The organism is Streptomyces sp. NPDC018045, from assembly GCF_044327445.1.
GTDB lineage: Bacteria > Actinomycetota > Actinomycetes > Streptomycetales > Streptomycetaceae > Streptomyces.
The window spans coordinates 33,279-50,864 of the sequence record NZ_JBIRFL010000024.1; the positions used below are offsets into that span (position 1 = coordinate 33,279).

Below are 17,586 nucleotides of genomic sequence, written 5' to 3' on the forward strand. Positions count from 1 at the left end.
CGATGGGTCTGACAACGAGCACGGGTGAGAAATCACGAGGCGGGCGGGGCGGCGTCGTAGGGATCTACGACGCCGCCCCGCCCGCCGTCGGCAGGGACGTCCGAAGCGTTCGCGGTCAGTGTGCCCCGGTGCCGGTCAGGGAGCGGACCTCCAGCTCGGCGTACTTCTTGACGTCCGGCTCCTCCTTGGACAGCAGCGAGCCCAGCCAGCCCAGCAGGAAGCCCAGCGGGATGGAGATCAGGCCCGGGTTCTCCAGCGGGAAGAAGTGGAAGTCCACGCCGGGGAACATCGAGGTCGGCTTGCCGGAGACGACCGGCGAGAAGAGCACCAGCAGCACCGAGGAGGCCAGGCCGCCGTAGATGGACCACAGCGCGCCCTGGGTGGTGAACCGCTTCCAGAACAGGCTGTAGAGGATCGTCGGGAGGTTGGCGGAGGCCGCGACGGCGAAGGCGAGGGCCACCAGGCCGGCGACGTTCAGGCCGCGTGCGAAGACGCCGAGGACGATGGCGACGGCGCCGATGCCCACGGTCGCCCAGCGGGCCGCGCCCACCTCCTCCTTCTCCGTCGCCTGCCCCCTGCGGATGACGTTGACGTACAGGTCGTGCGCGAAGGACGAGGACGAGGCGAGGGTCAGTCCGGCGACGACGGCGAGGATGGTCGCGAAGGCCACCGCGGAGATCACCGCGAGCAGGATCGCGCCGCCGGTGGAGTCGGCGCCGCCGCCGATCTCCTGGGCGAGCAGCGGGGCGGCCGTGTTGCCCGCCTTGTTGGACGCGATGATCGTGGCGGGCTTGATCAGGGCGGCGGCGCCGAAGCCCAGCGCGATGGTCATCAGGTAGAAGACGCCGATGATGCCGATCGCCCAGTTCACGGACTTCCGGGCGGCCTTGGCCGTGGGCACGGTGTAGAAGCGGATCAGGATGTGCGGCAGGCCCGCGGTGCCCAGGACCAGCGCGATGCCCAGCGAGATGAAGTCGATCTTCGAGGTGGCGGTGACGCCGTACTTCAGCCCCGGCTCCAGGAAGGCGGCGCCCTTGCCGCTCTCCTCGGCGGCCCGGCCCAGCAGCGTGGAGATGTTGAAGTTGAACTTGAGCATCACCAGGAACGTGATGAGCAGGGTGCCCGCGATCAGCAGGACGGCCTTGACCATCTGGACCCAGGTGGTCCCCTTCATGCCGCCGATGGACACGTACAGGATCATCACGATGCCGACCAGGACGACGACGAGGATCTTGCCGGCCTCGCTGGTGATACCGAGCAGCAGCGTCACCAGGGCGCCCGCGCCCGCCATCTGGGCGAGCAGGTAGAAGATCGAGACGATGATCGTCGAGGTGCCGGCGGCGGTGCGTACCGGGCGCTGGCGCATCCGGTACGCGAGCACGTCGCCCATGGTGAAACGGCCCGAGTTGCGCAGCGGTTCGGCCACCAGCAGCAGCGCCACGAGCCAGGCGACGAGGAAGCCGATGGAGTACAGGAAGCCGTCGTAGCCGAAGAGGGCGATGGCGCCGGCGATGCCGAGGAAGGACGCGGCGGACATGTAGTCGCCGGAGATCGCCAGGCCGTTCTGGAAGCCGCTGAACTGGCGGCCGCCCGCATAGAAGTCCTCGGCGCCCCTGGTCTGCCGGCCGGCCCAGACGGTGATGCCCAGCGTCGCGGCGACGAAGACCGCGAACAGGGTGATGATCAGCGCCCGGTGCTCGCCCGCGCCGCCCACGGCGAGCTGGGCCGCGCCGTCGGCGAGCCGCCCCGTGCCGGTGGTGATCCGCTCGGTCGGGCTCATGCGTCACGCTCCAGGCGGGACTTGATCGCCTCGGCCTTGGGATCCAGCTTCGCGGCGGCGTGGCGGGCGTACCACCAGGCGATGAGGAAGGTGGTCACGAACTGCGCGATGCCGAGCACGAAGGCGACGTTGACGTTGCCGAAGACCTTGGTGCCCATGAAGCCGCCCGCGTAACTGGAGAGCAGCACGTACAGCAGATACCAGAGGATGAAGGCGACGGTGAGCGGAAAGGCGAACGAGCGGTACGAGCGGCGCAGTTCGCCGAACTCAGGACCCGCCTGGACCTCGGTGAAGTCCGGCGGCCGGGGCGGCCCCGGGTCGGTGGGCGGTGGTGCGGTGCTCACGGAATCTCCTGGTGGCGTAGGGCGGACGACGGAGCCCGGCGATAAAGGGTGCGTAAGTGATACGGATCACGCATCGTAGAGGGGCGGCTTTCGAAGCGACAGAGGCTGGTTGGTTGAATTCGGCAGGAAGTACGGGTGCCGGCCGCCACCGCGGCCAAGCCCGTTCGTTGGGCGGAGTGTGATGTCCACACCGCACACCGAGCCCCCGGGGCCGGGCCGCCGCCCGTACGGAACCGTGCGGCTGGCCGCCCCCGTCACCGCGGCTGCGGCTCCGCGGCGGCCCGTGCGGACGGCGCCGGGGCGCTGGTACGGCCACCGGCCGGTGCTGCCGCCGCTGAGCCTGGCGGCGCTGCGACGCCAGGTCTGAGGCCGGGCCGCGGGCCCGGCGGCACCCCGGCCCGGCAGGGCGAGGGGCCCGCGGTCCGGCGGAACGGGGCCCCGCGGCCCGGCCGTGACGGCTGTGACTGACGGGGCATCAATCCGCGGCTTGTGACAGGTTTTCTCCCTGATCCATTGATGTTCCGTGGTCGACACGGATAACTTCACGGGGACTTGCCGCGCGTGGGGGCCATTCCCCCGGACGGCGGTATGCATCCGTCCGTGCGCAATCCGCGTACGGGCGGTCTCACGGATGATGTGGAGTACCCATGGCGCATCCCCGATCCAGACGGGTGCGGGCGCTTGCCGTACCGCTCGGTCTGGCTCTGACGGCCTCCCTCGGCTTCCTGCCGGCCGCGGCCACCGCCGCGTCCCAGGACGCGGCCCCGGCGGCCGCCGTCACCGCCGACGGGCCGGAGCTCTCGTACGTCGTGAACGCCACGCCGGGCCACGCATCGGTCGGCCGGGTCACGAAGGCCGTCAAGGCGGCCGGCGGCAAGGTGGTCGTCGCCCACGAGAAGATAGGCGTGATCGTCGTCCACTCGGCGAACCCGCTGTTCGCGGCGACCATACGCAAGGCGCCGGGCGTGCAGTCCGCCGGCGCCACCCGTACGACACCGCTGAAGGCGTCCGCCACCACGGACGTCGGCAAGCCCCAGAAGGTCGAGAAGCTCACCGCCGACAAGGCGGCCAAGGCGGCCCGGGTGGCCAACGCCACGGGCGACGACAAGGAGCCGCTGGAGCCCCTCCAGTGGGACCTCCCCGCCATCAAGGCGGACCAGGCCGCGAAGGTCGACGAGGGCAGCAAGAAGGTCACCGTCGCCGTCATCGACACCGGTGTGGACGACAACCACCCGGACCTGAAGGCCAACTTCGCCCCCAAGCAGTCCGCGAACTGCGTGGGCGGCGTGCCGGACACCTCGCCCGGCGCCTGGCGCCCGTACGACCCGGCCGAGGACTACCACGGCACGCACGTCGCGGGCACCATCGCCGCCGCGCGCAACGGTGTGGGCGTGGCCGGTGTGGCGCCGGGCGTGAAGCTCTCCGCCATCAAGGTCAGCGAGCCCCGGACGAGCCTGTTCTACGCCGAGAGCGTGGTGTGCGCCTTCGTCTTCGCGGCCGACCACGGCGCCAAGGTGACGAACAACAGCTACTACGTCGACCCGTGGATGTTCAACTGCAAGGACGACCTGGACCAGGGCGCCATCGTGGACGCCGTCGGCCGGGCCGCGAAGTACGCCGAGGGCAAGGGCGTGGTGAACGTCGCCGCGGCCGGCAACTCCAACCTGGACCTGGCGGCGGCGAAGCTGACCGACACCTCCAGCCCGAACGACTCGACGCCGGTCTCGCGCACCATCGACCCGAAGAAGTGCTGGGACGTGCCGACCCAGCTTCCGGGCACCGTCACGGTCGCCGCGACGGGCGTCAAGAGCCTGAAGTCGTACTACTCGAACTACGGCAACGGCGTGATCGACGTGGCGGCGCCGGGCGGCGACTCCCGCCAGGTCCCGGAGCTGCCCGCCAAGAACGGCGGCATCCTGTCCACCATGCCCGGCGGTGACTACGGCTACCTCCAGGGCACCTCGATGGCCAGCCCGCACGTCGCCGGTGTCGTGGCGCTGCTGAAGAGCACCCACCCGAAGTCCAGCCCGCAGGAGATCCAGTGGCTCCTGAAGATGCAGGCGGACAACCCGGGCTGCCCCGCCTCCGACAAGACGTGCACGGGTACGCAGCACGTCAACGGCCACTACGGCTACGGCATCGTGGACGCGCTGGACGCGGTCCAGGACTGACGCCGCCGACGGACCGGTGACGGTCCGCGGCCGGGGCCGGGCGGTGTGCCGCCCGGCCCCCACGCCGTTTCACCTGCCCAGGTAGGCGGCGAGCCGGTCGGCGCCGCTCGCCCCGGCCGGTGCGGGCCGCTCCGGGGCGAACGAACCGCCCCGCGTACGCGGCGCCGTCCCGTAGAGGCCGCGGGCCGCTTCCAGTACCTCCTCGGCGACCTCCGGAGCCAGGTCGCCCGGCGCGCCGAGCGCGCGGGCCAGGTCCCAGCCGTGCGCGAGGAGTTCGACCGCGGCCTGCTGCACGAAGAGCGCGCCGGGGGCCTCGTACGGACCGTACGTACGCTCCGGCATCCCGCTCTGCGTGAAGGCCGTCAGCGCCTCGCCCACCGACGCCCGGAAGGCGGCGGCGTGGTCGTCGCCCAGGTGGTCGGCGTCCTGGTCCGTACGGGGAGCGTCCCGGGCGATCGAGGCGATCATCAGGTTCTCCCACGTCATGTGGCCGATCAGCCGCCGTACGGTCCAGCCGTCGCACGGGGTGGGCCCGGCCAGCGCCTCCCCCGGTACGCCGTCGACCAGCGCGGTGACGTGCGCGGCCACCCGCTCGTACACATACAGCGCCCGTCGGGCGTCCGGCGCGGGCGGCAGGACGACTCCGCGACCGGGCTCGGGGTGGGCGCGCAGCGCGGCGGCGGTCCAGGCACCCGCCGCGCCCCAACGCGGGGGCCGTGGGCGGCCGGTGGCGGCGCACATCAACTGCCAGTACCGCTCGATGTGCGGTTCCGCGGCGGCATCGAGCTGTTCCAGCAGTCCGCGGCGCGCGCGGGCGCCGTCCCGCTCGGGCGGGTCGGGCGTACCGGCCTGGGTCGGCAGCCAGGCGGCGACCAGCTCGGCCACGACGGGCTCCGCCGCCGGCGAGTCGGCGGCGACACCGGCCGCGAGAGCCGCCGCGCCGCGCTCGCGCATCAGGTGGGCGACGCGTGCCGCGTCCTCGGCGGCCGTCGCGGACGGTACGGCGGGAGCGGTGCGGGCACTGTACTCTGCCAGCCGCCGCAGCGCGGCCCGCACTTCGGGGCGCTGGATGTGTCCGGCCAGGTCGAGCCAGGCGCCGAGCTGTCCGGGCGCCGGGTCCTCGGGCAGGTCGGGGGCCGCGGCCAGCAGACCGGCACGGTAGACGGGGGCGGCCACCCCTTCTAGGGCGTCGGTGACGAACTCCTCGATGATGCGGCGCCGTTCGGCGGCGGTCAGGCGGGCCAGTCGGTGCACGTCCGGTAGCTCCTCGGCTGCGGTCCCCCGCGCGGCCACTGCCCGCAGCACGGCCCGCCGCAGCCGCAGGGTGCGGATCTGCGTGTCCAGCGCGTCGGCCCAGTGCCCGGCCGTGTCGGCGACGGTGCGTTCACTGCACAGTACGGCGCGGATCTCCGCGGTCCCGATGCCGAGTTCGCGCAGGGTGCGCACGATCTCCAACCGGGCGGGGGCGTCGGGGCCGTACAGCCGGTAGCCCGCGGGGGTGCGGGCGGCGGGCGGCAGCAGGCCCTCGTCGGACCAGCGCCGGACCGTCTTCACCGTGACTCCGGTGAGCCGGGCCAGCGCGCCGATCGTCAGCAGGCCGCCGCCGTCCTCTTGCATGCCGTCCACTGTGGGGTCTCCCCCGGAGGGAGACTCAAGCCCGCGGCCGCCTTCCCTGGTTGTCAGGGCTTGACCAGCGCCTTCAGTGCGGTGCGCTGGTCCATCGCACGGTAGCCGTCCGGGACGCCGTCCAGGTCCACGGTCAGGTCGAAGACCGGCGACGGGTCGACGGTGCCGTCCAGGACGTCGGGCAGCAGCTCGGGGATGTAGGTGCGGACGGGGGCGACACCGCCGCGTACCGCGATGTTGTTCTGGAACAGCGCCCCCATGTCCAGGCCGTTGCCACTGCCGTGCGGGACGCCGACCCAGCCGACGGCGCCGCCGGGCCGGGTGATGCCGACGGCGGTGGCCATGGACTGCTCGGTGCCGACGGCCTCGATGACGGCGTGCGCGCCCCGGCCGCCGGTCAGCTCGCGCACCGCCGCCACGGCCGCGTCGCCGCGCTCGGCGACCACGTCGGTGGCGCCGAAGGTGCGGGCCAGGTCGGTACGGGCGGTGTGCCGGCCGAGCGCGATGATCCGCTCGGCGCCCAGCCGCCTGGCCGCGATCACACCGCACAGGCCGACCGCGCCGTCACCGACGACCGCGACCGTCGCGCCGGGCCGCACGCCCGCGCCGACCGCCGCGTGGTGGCCGGTGCCGAGCACGTCGGAAAGCGAGAGCAAAGCGGTCAGCAGCCGGTCGTCGCCGGCCGCGTCGGCGGGCAGCTTGACCAGGGTGCCGTCGGCGTACGGGACACGGACCGCCTCGGCCTGGCCGCCGTCGGAGCCGGGTGTGCCGCCCCAGAAACCGCCGTGCTCGCAGGAGGTCGTCAGGCCCTCGACGCAGAACTCGCACACGCCGTCGGACCAGGTGAAGGGCGCGACGACGAGGTCACCGGGCCGGACGCCGGCCACCGCGGGGCCGGTCTCCTCGACCGTGCCGAGGAACTCGTGGCCGATCCGCTGCCCGCACTCGCGGGGCGTCTCGCCGCGGTAGGCCCACAGGTCGCTGCCGCAGACGCAGGCCCGCAGCACCCGCACCACCGCGTCCCCCGGCTCCCTGATCGCGGCGTCCGGCACCTCCTCGACGCGGATGTCACGGGGTGCGTGGAGGGTGGTGGCGCGCATACGGTCGTTCCTTGTACTTCAGACGGCGGTACTACGCACCTCACCGTACGCCCGCGTGGTACCGGCGCCCCCGGTCCGTTCGCGCGCCGCGTACGTACGCCGTACGCCGTCGGCCAGCGCGTACTGGGCCGCCGTATAGGTCAGCATCACCCAGAACTGGGCGGCGGGCGGCTGCTGCCAATGGGCCAGACCGGTGGCGAGCAGCGCGTCGGAGAGCAGGAAGAGCAGCCCGCCGAGCGCGGCCCGCGGCCCGAACCGCAGGGCGGCGCAGGCCGTCGTGGCGAGCAGCAGGCTGTACGCGGCGACCGGCAGCCGCATGTCCGCCGCCAGGCCGGGCCACAGCAGGGCGACGAAGCCGAGCCAGGCGGCCGCGTAGCCGGCGGCGAGCGGTCCGGAGCGCCGGAGTCCGCCCGGGAAGGCGCCGCGCCGGGCGAAGAGCACCAGGTAGCACGCGTGTCCGGCGGCGAAGGAGCCCATGCCGACGAGGAACAGCCCGTCGTCTCCGGTCTGGAGGAGGGTGTCGCCGCCGCAGCCGAGGAGCAGTGCGACGGCGAGCAGCCGGGGCGCGCCGGCGGCCAGCACGTACCCGGCCAGTACCGGCATCAGGGCCGGTTTGGTCAGATGGACGACGGTGGTGGCTTCGGCGAGCAGCGCGCCGAGGTGGACGGCGGTCAGCACGGCGAAGGCGCCGAGCAAAGCGCGCGCGGTGCGCGCGGCGGTCGTCACGCGACGGGCTCCTTCGCGGCAGCGGCCTTGGCCGTCTTGGCTGCCTTGGCCGTCTTGGCTGCCTTGGTGGTCTTGGTCACCTTGGCCGCTTTGGAGACCTTGGATGTCTGGGACACCTCGGACGTCTTGGCCGCTGCGGGCGTCCCGCCGGGCGGGGGCGCCTCGGCGCTCCTGGACGCCCCGGCCGCCTCCCCGGGCCCGGCCGGGGCCGGCGTCGTACCCTCGCTCCCGTTCCCCGGCCCTGCCGGCTGCCATCCCGGCCCCCGGAACACCCGCCCCGCCCGCTCGCTCCAACTGCCCGCCGCCCGCACGTCCCGTGCGATGGCCGCGTACTCGTGGGTGGCGACCCGCAGCGGGTTGAAGGTGTGGATGTTCTTGGTGAGCCCGTACACCGGGCGCTCCGTCTCCGGTACGAACGAGCCGAACAGCCGGTCCCAAACGATCAGGATGCCGCCGAAGTTGCGGTCCAGGTAGCCGCCCTGCGAGGCGTGGTGCACCCGGTGGTGCGAGGGCGTGTTCAGGACGTATTCGAAGGGCCCGGGCAGTTGGCCGACGCGCTCGGTGTGCACCCAGAACTGGTAGACGAGGTTGGCCGACGAGCAGAACGCGACCGCGGCCGGGTGCACGCCGAGCGCGATCATCGGTACGTAGAACGGCCAGACGGTCCAGGTCGTCCAGGGCTGGCGCAGCGCGGTGGTGAAGTTGAACTTCTCGCTGGAGTGGTGCACGACGTGGCACGCCCACAGGATGCGGATGACGTGGTGTCCGCGGTGCGACCAGTAGTAGAAGAAGTCCTGTGCGAGCAGCATCAGCGGCAGCGTCCACCACAGGACGGGCACCCGCAGCGGGGTCAGGGTGTAGACGGCCGAGTAGACGGCGACGATCGGGATCTTCCACAGCGCGTCGAAGACCAGGCTGCCCAGCCCCATACCGACGCTGGTCGCCGCGTCCTTGGTCTCGTACCCGGCGGCGTCCTCGTCGGGACGGAGGCGGTAGCTCACCATCTCCACCACGGTGAGCACGACGAAAGCGGGCACGGACCACAGCACGACATCGGGCAGGTGCGGCATGTCGGCACCATAGAGGCGCCGACGGGGCCCTCGCTAGGGGTTGTTACCGAGAAGTATGTAAGAAGGAGTGTCAGCGACGGGCGCATTCCGGTCCGTCCACATCACCCGCACGAACCGGACCTTTGCGACGTAACACCACAGGAAGGGCCCGGCAGCGGAGCACCCCCGGAGAGGGTCACCCACCACCTCGTGACCGCTTCCCCCGTTCGGGGCCCAACGCACTGCCCCCGGCGTGCCGTTCGCGCACGTCCGCGCCCGCCCGTACGGTCACGGGCGGCGCCGGGACGCCGGAGGACACGGGGAGGGCGGTGGCACTGTCAGTGGGGGCCCGTATCCTCAGTGACCATGCTCGAAGACCGTATGGCAGCAGCCCGCCCGATCACCCCGGCGATCGGGCAGCAGCCGTCCCCTCCGGAGGCGGCCGCCTCCTGGCCGGCCGCATACCCCCAGGGATATGCGGTCGTCGACGTGGAGACCACCGGCCTGGCCCGCGACGACCGGATAGTCTCCGCCGCCGTGTACCGGCTCGACACCCACGGCGAGATCGAGGACCACTGGTACACCCTGGTCAACCCGGAGCGGGACCCGGGACCGGTGTGGATCCACGGTCTGACGAGCGACATGCTCTCCGCCGCGCCGCTCTTCCCGGAGATCGTTCCCGAGCTGTCGAAGCGGCTGGAAGGGCGCGTCCTGGTCGCCCACAACGCGATGTTCGACTGGTCGATGATCGCCCGCGAGTACGCCCGCGCCGAGGCCGAGGCGCCCGTACGGCAGCGGCTGTGCACCATCGCGCTCTCCAAGGAGCTGCGGCTGCCGCTGCCCAACCACAAGCTGGAGTCCCTCGCCGCGCACTACGGCGTCACCCAGCAGCGCGCCCACCACGCGCTCGACGACGCCCGGGTGCTGGCGGAGGCGTTCCGCCCCAGTCTGCGGCTGGCCGCCCAGGCCAATCTGCGCCTGCCGCTGCTGGCCTGCCAGCCGCTCACCGAGTGGGCGGACGGCCCGGCGGCGCCCCGGCAGCGGACGGCCGCGGCCGCCTACCGCCCGACGACCTGGCGCCCGTCGCGCAAGCGGCCCGCCTGCCCGTATCCGAACCCGGGGCGGTACGAGCCGGGCGGCCCGCTGGTGCAGGGGATGCGGGTGGCGTTCTCCGGCGACACCTCCGTCGACCGTGAGCTGCTGGAGGACCGCGCGGTCGAGGCCGGCCTGCATGTGGCCACGAGTGTGTCCCGGCTGACCAGCCTGCTGGTCACCAACGACCCCGACTCGCGGACGTCCAAGACCGCCAAGGCCGCCTCCTTCGGCACGCCGGTGATCGACGAGGCGGCCTTCATGCAGCTCCTCCAGGACGTGGCCCCGGCGCCTGCGTCCGGGTGAAGCCCCACAACACGCCTGGGGCAGGCTCGCCCCGCCGCCCGCCCCACCCGCACCCTGTGGCGCATGGCACGTTGTGAGGTCTGCGGAAACGACTACGGCATGACGTTCGAGGTGCACGCGCAGGGCGCGGTGCACGTCTTCGACTGCTTCTCCTGCGCCATCCACCGCATGGCGCCGATCTGCGAGCACTGCCGGTGCCAGATCATCGGCCAGGGCGTGGAGGCCGCCGGGCGCTGGTTCTGCGGCGCCCACTGCGCCCGCGCGGAGGGGCAGGCGGGCATCGTCGACCGGGTCTGAGCGGACCCCGCCGCCGGGGTGCCGGGTGCCTCGGTTGTACCTTCGTGGGGTGTACCGCTTCCTGTTGTCCCGGCAGTGGGTGATCCTCACCCTCGTGGGCCTCGTACTGATCCCAGTGATGATCAAGCTGGGCTTCTGGCAGTTCCACCGCCACGAACACCGGGTCGCGCAGAACCAGCTCATCTCGGACAACCTGGAGGCCCGTCCGGTCCCGGTCACCGACCTGACCGCACCCGGCCGGACCCTGCCCCGCGACGACATGTGGCGCCGGGTCACCGCCACCGGCACGTACGACACGCGGCACGAGGTGGTCGTCCGCCAGCGCACCGCTGCCGACGAGAAGACCATCGGCTACTACGTCCTGACCCCGCTGGTCCTGGACCAGGGGCCGCGCCGGGGCACCACCGTCCTGGTCAACCGCGGCTGGATCGCCGCCGGCAACGACCTCACCCGCTTCCCCGAGGTACCCCCCGCCCCCAAGGGCCAGGTCACCGTCACCGGCCGGCTGATGGCGGACGAGACCACCGAGGGCAGCGGCATCAAGGACAAGCGCGGCCTGCCCGAGCGCCAGGTCATGCTGATCAACAGCGCGCAGCAGGCCGAGGCCCTGCACCGGCCGGTCCTCGGCGGCTACATCGAGCAGACCGCGCCGGACCCGGCCGGCGGCAAGCCCGAGCTGGTCCCCCCGCCGGACCACGACAGCATCGGCCCGCACATGGCCTACGCGGTCCAGTGGTGGCTGTTCGCCGCGGCCGTGCCCGTCGGCTGGTTCGTCCTGGTGCGCCGGGAACGCAAGGACCGGCTGGCCGCCGCCGCGAACGGCGCCGAAGCCGCGGGCGACGGCGGCGGGACCGGCGATACCGGAACCGGCGCCGCCACCGCGGAATCCCCGCAGGCCGAGCCGTCGCGCCGTACAGTCGCCAGCACCGAGTAGCCGGCGGCCGCTGACGGAAGGGGCACCGCGTGCACGCACCCATCGAGGACTACGCGCTCATCGGTGACCTCCAGACCGCCGCCCTGGTCGGCCGGAACGGCTCGGTCGACTGGCTGTGCCTGCCCCACTTCGACTCCGCAGCCTGCTTCGCGGCGCTGCTCGGCGACGAGGAGAACGGGCACTGGCTGCTCGCCCCCGCCGACCCCGACGCCCGGCCGGAACGCTCCTACCGCGGCGACTCCCTCGTCCTGGACACCGTCTGGCACACCGCCACCGGCTCGGTGAAGGTCACCGACTTCATGCCGCAGCGCGACCGCGCGCCCGACGTCGTGCGCATCGTGGAGGGCCTGGAGGGCGACGTCCCCATGCAGGGGGTGCTGCGGCTGCGCTTCGACTACGGCCTGGTCGTGCCCTGGGTGCGGCACGTCGGCCGGTGCCGCGTCGCGGTGGCCGGACCGGACTCCGCCTGGCTGCGCACCGAGCCCGAGGTCAAGACGTACGGGCAGGGGCTCAGCACCCGCTCGGACTTCGGCGTCGCCGCCGGCGAGCGGGTCGCTCTCATCCTGACCTGGCACCCTTCGCACGAGCCGCGCCCCACCGAGATCGATCCGTACGAGGCGCTGGAGCACACCCTGGAGGACTGGCGGACGTGGTCGGCGCACTGCCGCTACGACGGCCCGTACCGCGCGCAGGTGCTGCGCTCGCTGATCACGCTCAAGGCCCTGACCTTCGCGCCCACCGGCGGCATCGTCGCCGCGCCCACCACCTCGCTGCCCGAGGAACTGGGCGGCGTACGCAACTGGGACTACCGCTTCTGCTGGCTGCGCGACGCCACCTTGACCCTCAACTCGCTGGTCACCGCCGGGTACACCGAAGAGGCCGCGGCCTGGCGGGACTGGCTGCTGCGCGCGGTGGCCGGCAACCCGGCCGATCTCCAGATCATGTACGGCCTGGGCGGCGAGCGGCGGCTGCCGGAGACCGAGCTGCCCTGGCTCGGCGGCTACGCCGGGTCCACGCCCGTACGCGTCGGCAACGCCGCCGTCGAACAGCGGCAGCTCGACGTGTACGGCGGGGTGCTGGACTCCTTCCACATCGCGCGCGTCGCGGGCCTGCCGTCCAAGCCGCACGCCTGGAACATCCAGCGCTCGCTGCTGGACTTCCTGGAGTCGCACTGGCGCGAGCCGGACGAAGGGCTGTGGGAGGTCCGCGGGCCCCGCCGGCACTTCGTGCACTCCAAGATCATGGCGTGGGTCGCCGCCGACCGCGCCGTCAAGGCGGTCGAGGCCCGCCCCGAGCTGGAGGGGGATGTGGCACGCTGGCGCACGATGCGCGACACGGTGCACCGCGAGGTGTGCGAGAAGGGCTACGACGCCGAGCGCAACACCTTCGTCCAGTCCTACGGCTCGGATCTGCTGGACGCGTCCACCCTGCTGATCCCGCGCCTCGGCTTCCTGCCCGCCGACGATCCGCGGGCCGTCGGCACGGTCGACGCGGTCCGCGCGGAGCTGGCGCACGGCGGCCTGATACGGCGTTACAGCACCGACGGCAGCACCGTGGACGGACTGCCGGGCGACGAGGGCACCTTCCTGGTGTGCTCGTTCTGGCTGGCCGAGGCCCTGCACCTGACCGGACGGCGGAAGGAGGCCGGGGAGCTGTTCGACCGGCTGCTGCGGCTGCCCAACGACCTGGGGCTGCTGGCCGAGGAGTACGACCCGGTAGCCGGCCGCCAGTTGGGCAATTTCCCCCAGGCGTTCAGCCACATCGGCCTCATCGGTACCGCCTTCACCATGTTCGGGTGCGACGGGGCAGACTGACCCCCATGGATCTAGGACTCACCGACCGGACCTACATCGTCACCGGCGCCACCCGCGGCCTCGGCTTCGCCACCGCCCGGGAACTGGTCGCCGACGGTGCGAACGTCGTCCTCAGCGGGCGTGCCGAGGAGAGCGCGCGGGCCGCGGCGGCCTCGCTCGGCGCCCGCGCGCACGGTGTCGCGGCGGACAACGCCGACCCCGACGCCGCCGCGCGCCTGGTCGACACGGCCCGCGAGCGCTTCGGCCGCCTCGACGGCATCCTCGTGAGCGTCGGCGGCCCGCCGCCGGGAGCCCCCACCGGCACCACCGACGACGCGTGGCGGACGGCCTTCGAGTCGGTCTTCCTGGGCGCGGTACGGCTCGCCCGCACGGCGTCCGCGGCGCTCGGCGACGGCGGCGCGATCGGCTTCGTCCTGTCCGGCTCGGTCCACGAGCCCATCGACGGGCTGGCCGTCTCCAACGGCCTGCGCCCGGGCCTCGCGGGCTACGCCAAGGCCCTCGCCGACGAGCTGGGCCCGCGCGGCATCCGCGTCTTCGGCGTCCTGCCGGGACGTATCGCCACGGACCGGATGACCCAGCTCGACGCGCTGTCCGGGGACCCCGAGGAGTCCCGCGCCCGCAACAGCGCGACCATCCCCTTGCGCCGCTACGGCGAACCGGCGGAGTTCGGCCGCACGGCGGCGTTCCTGCTGTCGCCCGCCGCGTCGTACGTGACGGGTGTGATGGTGCCGGTGGACGGCGGCAAGCGACGCGGGTTCTGAGCCGCGCCGAGAACGGCTGCGCCTACGGGCGCAGCCCCGTGGCTAACTCACCCGCTCGGCCCGGTGCTTGACCGCCCGCAACCGTACCTCGGTCGGCAGCCGCTCCAGACCGGCCGAGGTGCGCGCGTGGGCGATCGTCTGCGACGAGAGGCGGGCCACCACGGCGCAGGGCTCCGCGTGCGGGGCGAGCGCCAGTCCGGCCCGCAGCCGCGGTTCCGTGCGGCGCCCGGTCAGCCGCATCCGGGCCCGGTCGACCCCGTCCAGCGACTCGGCCTCGGCCGTCAGGACGCTCTCCAGCGCCCGGCCGCGCACCTGGGCGCCCTCGCCGTCGCCGCTGTCCACGAGGATCTCGCTCAGCCGGTGCCGCCGGAACTGGGACAGCAGCCACCACAGCGCCAGCAGGACGAGCACGGCCAGCGCCGCGATGACCACCGGCCACCACCAGCCGTGGCCCGTCCAGCGCGTGCGGTCCGTGTCCCGCAGCAGCACGTCGTCCGGCCGGGCCCAGCGCCACCCGGACGGCAGGCCGGAGCCCCACTTGCGCGGCAGGTCGAAGCCGCCGAACAGGACGGTGCCGCCGACGCCGATGAGCACCAGGCCGATCAGACCCAGCAGCACCCGGTTGACCGTTCGCAGGACCTTGTGCATCGCCGTGCTCACCTCTTCGCCGACCGGCGCACCCGTACGGACAGCGCGGGCCGCCGGGCGAGGCCCAACTGCCGCAGCCCGTCGCCGAGCGCCGTGTCCAGGTCGCTCCGTACCTCGTCCAGTTCGCGGAAGTGCGAGACCGCACGCGCCTTGGCCCGGCGGCGGCCGACGGCGACCCGTACGGACTGCACGCCCGGCACCTCCATGGCCCGGTCGCGCAGCACCAGCGCGGCCGCGGCGCGGTCCAGGCCGCCGCGTACGTCCGGTGTCGTACGCCGCATCGGCAGCACGCCGCGCAGGCCGGGCGTCAGCGCGAGGACCAGCAGCCACAGGCCGAGGACCACGGCCACCGCGGCGCCCACCAGGACCCAGACGTCGTCCAGGTGACGGGACGCCAACTCGGTGGCGAGGCGCTTGCGCCAGGCCATCGCGGGGCGGTCGGCGCGCACCGCGGCCACGTCGTACAGCAGCAGTCCGGCGGCGCCGAGCACGACGAGCGCGACCAGCGCGGACGGTACGCGCCGGGCCGACCGGAAGCGCCGGGCCCGGCCGCCGCCGTCGGTCTCCTCGCCCGGGGGCCGCCCGGTGTCCGCCGGGCCGGTGTGCCCGGGGCCGCCCGGAGGGCCGGAGCCGGCCTGGCCGCCCGGGCCGTCCGGGCCGTCGGGGCCGTCAGAAGTACCGGCATCGTCTGGGCCGGAAGGTGTGCCGGAGCCGCCCTGGCCGGACGGAACCGCCGTGGCGCCCGCCGACTTGTCGAGAGTGGGCAGCCGCTGGGTGTGCCGCAGATCGGGGTCGTCGTTCATCGCACCCTCCCCCGGCCGGAGCGCTCCGTCTGGGGCGCGTGCAGCCGCTCGACCTGGACGGCGACCTCGGGCACCGACATGCCGGCCAGTTCGCGGACCCGCTGGGTGACCCGTCGCCGGACGGCGCCGCACTGGGCGCCGATGTCGGAGGGGTAGCCCAGCTCGACGGCCAGCCGTACCCGGGCCTCGCCGAAGTCCCGCCGCCCGTCGCGGCGGCGCACCGTCACCGACGCGTGGGCGTCGGTGTGCGCGGTGGACGCGTCGCGCAGGGCCTCGCGCGCGGCCTGCGCGGCGATCTTGGCCACGACCCGGTCCGCGATCCGCGTGGCGCCCCGTTCACCGGCCGGTACGGCCGGCTGGGCGGCGCCGGGTGCCGCGGCCGCGGGGGACACGGTCGCCACCGGGCGTCACCTCCGCCGGTCGTCGCGGTCGCCCGTACGCGTCCGGAAGAACTCGCCGGGTTCCAGATCGCCGTCGACGAACCGTCCGACGATGAATCCGATGACGCCCAGCGCCGCCACCAGTACGAAGGCCCCGAAACCGCCGAAGTATCCGGCGAAGCCCAGCGCCATTCCGGCCAACAGGCCGACCACGGCCATGCTCATCTACGCGCTTCCCTTCGCTACCACCCCGGCCGGGTCCTGCGGAGCGAAGCCCCGGCGCGATGGACTGTCAGACCGGCCCCGCACTACTGGAGGCGCGGCTCCTCGTCGTCCTCGTCCTCCTCGTCGTCGGGCAGCTTCACATCGCTCACCGCAATGTTGACCTCGACGACCTCCAGGCCCGTCATCCGCTCCACGGCGGAGATGACGTTCTCCCGTACGGCCCTGGCGAGGTCCGCGATGGCGACGCCGTACTCGACGACGATCTCCAGGTCCAGCGCGGTCTGCACCTCGCCGACCTCGGCCTTGACGCCGCGGGTCACCGACTTGCTGCCGCCCGGCACCCGGTCGCGCACCGCGCCGAGCGTGCGGGCGAAGCCGCTGCCCATCGCGTGGACGCCCAGCACGTCGCGGGCGGCCATTCCGGCGATCTTCTCCACGACACCGTCGGCGATGGTGGTACGCCCGCGGGTCGCGGGGTCGCCGCCGCCCCGCTTGGCTCCCAGCGTCTTGCCCTGCGAGTCACCGGTCCGCGGCTCGGGCCGGTTACCTTGTGCGCTCTCGGTCATCGCCGATCGTCCCTTCCCGACGGGTCGGAGCCTGCAAGTCGCTCCGTTTCCCACCATAAGACGGCTTCCTCGGGCCCGCTGCGGGGATGCGGCAGAGGAGTGGATCGGGCGCCGCCATTCGGATACCTGGCCCTGCCGCCCGGCCGGGTGTGCGGCAAGGTGGAAATCACTGTTCGGGAAAGAGGTGACGGCCCGTGGCCGGTGACCAGTTGGTGACGGCGGTACGGCGGCAGCTCGGACTGGGCCGGCTGCTGCCGCTGGGCGGCCCGGCGGACGGGGCGTGGATCGCCGAACGGGCGGCCGCCGGCGTCCTGCGGGAGGCGGGCGACGCCCTGCCGGGCCTGCGTGTCGGCACGCTCCGGCTGTCCTTGGCGGACACGGTGGCCGCGCCGGACCCGGCGGTCCCGGCGCCGCCGAGCGCGCTGCCGCCGGGACCGCTGCTGATCGAGGCGGACTTCGCGGCCACGGCCGGGCGCCCCGTCCCGGCCTCCGCGGGCCTCCTGCGGGAAGCGCTGCTGACGTGTGCGGCGGAGCGGCTGGGCCTGGAGGTGTCCGCCGTCGATCTGCGGGCCACCGAGCTGCTCGATGAGCGGGACCTCGACGCGGGGGAAGCGGAAGAGGACGGTGGGGGCGGCCGGGACGCGTTCCCTGACGTGCCGGGCGCGGAGGGCGCGGAGGGCGCCACCGCCGACGATGCCGGTCCCCTGGAGACGGCCGTGCTGCGCGTCCCGGGGGTCGTCCGGCTCGTACCGGCCCTGGGGGCGCTGTCCCGGCCGGTGCGCGAGGAGGACGGGCACGTGCTGGTGCAACTGGCGGCCGCGCCGGACCGGCGGACGCTGGACGTGGCGCGGGCGGTCCGCGCCGCGGCCGAAGAGGCGGCGGGCGGGCAGGCGGCGAACGGGGAACGGCCCACCGTCGCGGTGCTCGTCGCCGCCCTCGAACCGGCCGCCGCCTCCTGAAGTGC

19 protein-coding genes are annotated in these 17,586 nt (G+C 73.5%); 8 read left to right on the forward strand and 11 right to left on the reverse strand.

What is annotated here, in order from left to right; all coding sequences use genetic code 11:
• Nucleotides 1-115: 115 nt before the first annotated feature.
• On the reverse strand, nucleotides 116-1,780 hold the full coding sequence (locus ACH4EB_RS31940) for a cation acetate symporter (protein ID WP_398351615.1): 1,665 nt from the start codon (nucleotides 1,778-1,780) through the stop codon (nucleotides 116-118).
• The gene (locus ACH4EB_RS31945) at nucleotides 1,777-2,124 is read right to left on the reverse strand and encodes a DUF485 domain-containing protein (RefSeq protein WP_398351617.1); all 348 of its coding nucleotides are present in this window, start codon (nucleotides 2,122-2,124) and stop codon (nucleotides 1,777-1,779) included. Before ACH4EB_RS31945 ends, ACH4EB_RS31940 begins: the two co-directional genes overlap by 4 nt.
• Nucleotides 2,125-2,305: 181 nt before the next feature.
• Between ACH4EB_RS31945 and ACH4EB_RS31950 the strand changes: the two genes are divergently transcribed.
• Complete coding sequence (locus ACH4EB_RS31950; protein ID WP_398351619.1) at nucleotides 2,306-2,491, forward strand: hypothetical protein; 186 nt, start codon at nucleotides 2,306-2,308, stop codon at nucleotides 2,489-2,491.
• A gap of 280 nt (nucleotides 2,492-2,771) precedes the next feature.
• Nucleotides 2,772-4,295 carry a S8 family peptidase gene (locus ACH4EB_RS31955; RefSeq protein ID WP_398351621.1) on the forward strand — a complete coding sequence of 508 codons (1,524 nt, stop codon included), beginning with the start codon at nucleotides 2,772-2,774 and terminating at the stop codon, nucleotides 4,293-4,295.
• 69 nt (nucleotides 4,296-4,364) lie between these two features.
• On the opposite strand, the gene ACH4EB_RS31960 is transcribed toward ACH4EB_RS31955, so the two are convergent.
• The 4 genes from ACH4EB_RS31960 to ACH4EB_RS31975 all read right to left on the reverse strand — a co-directional run bounded on the left by ACH4EB_RS31960 (nucleotide 4,365) and on the right by ACH4EB_RS31975 (nucleotide 8,817).
• Complete coding sequence (locus ACH4EB_RS31960) at nucleotides 4,365-5,912, reverse strand: TIGR03086 family metal-binding protein (RefSeq protein WP_398351622.1); 1,548 nt, start codon at nucleotides 5,910-5,912, stop codon at nucleotides 4,365-4,367.
• A gap of 62 nt (nucleotides 5,913-5,974) precedes the next feature.
• Nucleotides 5,975-7,021 carry a zinc-dependent alcohol dehydrogenase family protein gene (locus tag ACH4EB_RS31965; RefSeq protein ID WP_398351623.1) on the reverse strand — a complete coding sequence of 349 codons (1,047 nt, stop codon included), beginning with the start codon at nucleotides 7,019-7,021 and terminating at the stop codon, nucleotides 5,975-5,977.
• Between the two features lie 18 nt (nucleotides 7,022-7,039).
• On the reverse strand, nucleotides 7,040-7,747 hold the full coding sequence (locus ACH4EB_RS31970) for a lysoplasmalogenase (protein ID WP_398351626.1): 708 nt from the start codon (nucleotides 7,745-7,747) through the stop codon (nucleotides 7,040-7,042).
• Entirely contained in the window at nucleotides 7,744-8,817 is a 1,074-nt protein-coding gene (locus ACH4EB_RS31975; protein WP_398351627.1) for a sterol desaturase family protein, read from the reverse strand. The genes ACH4EB_RS31970 and ACH4EB_RS31975 overlap by 4 nt, the downstream gene beginning before the upstream one ends.
• Nucleotides 8,818-9,162: 345 nt before the next feature.
• Between ACH4EB_RS31975 and ACH4EB_RS31980 the strand changes: the two genes are divergently transcribed.
• The 5 genes from ACH4EB_RS31980 to ACH4EB_RS32000 all read left to right on the forward strand — a co-directional run bounded on the left by ACH4EB_RS31980 (nucleotide 9,163) and on the right by ACH4EB_RS32000 (nucleotide 14,000).
• A complete protein-coding gene (locus ACH4EB_RS31980) occupies nucleotides 9,163-10,194 on the forward strand; it encodes a DEDDh family exonuclease (RefSeq protein WP_398351628.1) in 1,032 nt (343 codons plus the stop codon).
• Between the two features lie 63 nt (nucleotides 10,195-10,257).
• Nucleotides 10,258-10,491, forward strand: coding sequence for a hypothetical protein (locus ACH4EB_RS31985; RefSeq protein ID WP_398351630.1), 234 nt, complete (start codon nucleotides 10,258-10,260; stop codon nucleotides 10,489-10,491).
• A gap of 49 nt (nucleotides 10,492-10,540) precedes the next feature.
• Nucleotides 10,541-11,425 (forward strand): SURF1 family protein, encoded by an 885-nt coding sequence (locus tag ACH4EB_RS31990; RefSeq protein WP_398351631.1) that lies wholly within the window; start codon nucleotides 10,541-10,543, stop codon nucleotides 11,423-11,425.
• Between the two features lie 29 nt (nucleotides 11,426-11,454).
• Nucleotides 11,455-13,239 (forward strand): glycoside hydrolase family 15 protein, encoded by a 1,785-nt coding sequence (locus tag ACH4EB_RS31995; protein ID WP_398351633.1) that lies wholly within the window; start codon nucleotides 11,455-11,457, stop codon nucleotides 13,237-13,239.
• 5 nt (nucleotides 13,240-13,244) lie between these two features.
• Nucleotides 13,245-14,000, forward strand: a complete 756-nt coding sequence (locus ACH4EB_RS32000; protein WP_398351635.1) for an SDR family oxidoreductase — start codon at nucleotides 13,245-13,247, stop codon at nucleotides 13,998-14,000.
• Between the two features lie 42 nt (nucleotides 14,001-14,042).
• Here ACH4EB_RS32000 and amaP read toward each other — a convergent pair whose 3' ends face one another.
• The 5 genes from amaP to ACH4EB_RS32025 form a co-directional block, all read right to left on the reverse strand.
• Entirely contained in the window at nucleotides 14,043-14,648 is a 606-nt protein-coding gene (amaP, locus tag ACH4EB_RS32005) for an alkaline shock response membrane anchor protein AmaP (protein WP_398351637.1), read from the reverse strand.
• 8 nt (nucleotides 14,649-14,656) lie between these two features.
• Nucleotides 14,657-15,451: a DUF6286 domain-containing protein gene (locus ACH4EB_RS32010; RefSeq protein ID WP_398351638.1), complete on the reverse strand. Its 795-nt coding sequence runs from the start codon at nucleotides 15,449-15,451 to the stop codon at nucleotides 14,657-14,659.
• The gene (locus tag ACH4EB_RS32015) at nucleotides 15,448-15,852 is read right to left on the reverse strand and encodes a hypothetical protein (protein WP_398351640.1); all 405 of its coding nucleotides are present in this window, start codon (nucleotides 15,850-15,852) and stop codon (nucleotides 15,448-15,450) included. Before ACH4EB_RS32015 ends, ACH4EB_RS32010 begins: the two co-directional genes overlap by 4 nt.
• A 6-nt stretch (nucleotides 15,853-15,858) precedes the next feature.
• Nucleotides 15,859-16,056, reverse strand: a complete 198-nt coding sequence (locus ACH4EB_RS32020) for a hypothetical protein (RefSeq protein ID WP_398351641.1) — start codon at nucleotides 16,054-16,056, stop codon at nucleotides 15,859-15,861.
• Nucleotides 16,057-16,139: 83 nt separating this feature from the next.
• The gene (locus ACH4EB_RS32025; RefSeq protein ID WP_398351642.1) at nucleotides 16,140-16,622 is read right to left on the reverse strand and encodes an Asp23/Gls24 family envelope stress response protein; all 483 of its coding nucleotides are present in this window, start codon (nucleotides 16,620-16,622) and stop codon (nucleotides 16,140-16,142) included.
• Between the two features lie 194 nt (nucleotides 16,623-16,816).
• Between ACH4EB_RS32025 and ACH4EB_RS32030 the strand changes: the two genes are divergently transcribed.
• Nucleotides 16,817-17,581, forward strand: a complete 765-nt coding sequence (locus ACH4EB_RS32030; protein WP_398351644.1) for a hypothetical protein — start codon at nucleotides 16,817-16,819, stop codon at nucleotides 17,579-17,581.
• The last annotated feature ends 5 nt before the right edge of the window (nucleotides 17,582-17,586 follow it).

What these genes read in the sequence shown, in the direction of transcription:
- ACH4EB_RS31950 (WP_398351619.1), top strand. Translation starts at nt 2,306, where the DNA reads ATGTCCACACCGCACACCGAGCCCCCGGGGCCGGGCCGCCGCCCGTAC.
- ACH4EB_RS31940 (WP_398351615.1), bottom strand. Translation starts at nt 1,780, where the DNA reads ATGAGCCCGACCGAGCGGATCACCACCGGCACGGGGCGGCTCGCCGAC.
- ACH4EB_RS32000 (WP_398351635.1), top strand. Translation starts at nt 13,245, where the DNA reads ATGGATCTAGGACTCACCGACCGGACCTACATCGTCACCGGCGCCACC.
- ACH4EB_RS31985 (WP_398351630.1), top strand. Translation starts at nt 10,258, where the DNA reads ATGGCACGTTGTGAGGTCTGCGGAAACGACTACGGCATGACGTTCGAG.
- ACH4EB_RS31955 (WP_398351621.1), top strand. Translation starts at nt 2,772, where the DNA reads ATGGCGCATCCCCGATCCAGACGGGTGCGGGCGCTTGCCGTACCGCTC.
- amaP (WP_398351637.1), bottom strand. Translation starts at nt 14,648, where the DNA reads ATGCACAAGGTCCTGCGAACGGTCAACCGGGTGCTGCTGGGTCTGATC.
- ACH4EB_RS31965 (WP_398351623.1), bottom strand. Translation starts at nt 7,021, where the DNA reads ATGCGCGCCACCACCCTCCACGCACCCCGTGACATCCGCGTCGAGGAG.
- ACH4EB_RS32010 (WP_398351638.1), bottom strand. Translation starts at nt 15,451, where the DNA reads ATGAACGACGACCCCGATCTGCGGCACACCCAGCGGCTGCCCACTCTC.
- ACH4EB_RS32025 (WP_398351642.1), bottom strand. Translation starts at nt 16,622, where the DNA reads ATGACCGAGAGCGCACAAGGTAACCGGCCCGAGCCGCGGACCGGTGAC.
- ACH4EB_RS32020 (WP_398351641.1), bottom strand. Translation starts at nt 16,056, where the DNA reads ATGAGCATGGCCGTGGTCGGCCTGTTGGCCGGAATGGCGCTGGGCTTC.
- ACH4EB_RS31975 (WP_398351627.1), bottom strand. Translation starts at nt 8,817, where the DNA reads ATGCCGCACCTGCCCGATGTCGTGCTGTGGTCCGTGCCCGCTTTCGTC.
- ACH4EB_RS31960 (WP_398351622.1), bottom strand. Translation starts at nt 5,912, where the DNA reads ATGCAAGAGGACGGCGGCGGCCTGCTGACGATCGGCGCGCTGGCCCGG.
- ACH4EB_RS31980 (WP_398351628.1), top strand. Translation starts at nt 9,163, where the DNA reads ATGCTCGAAGACCGTATGGCAGCAGCCCGCCCGATCACCCCGGCGATC.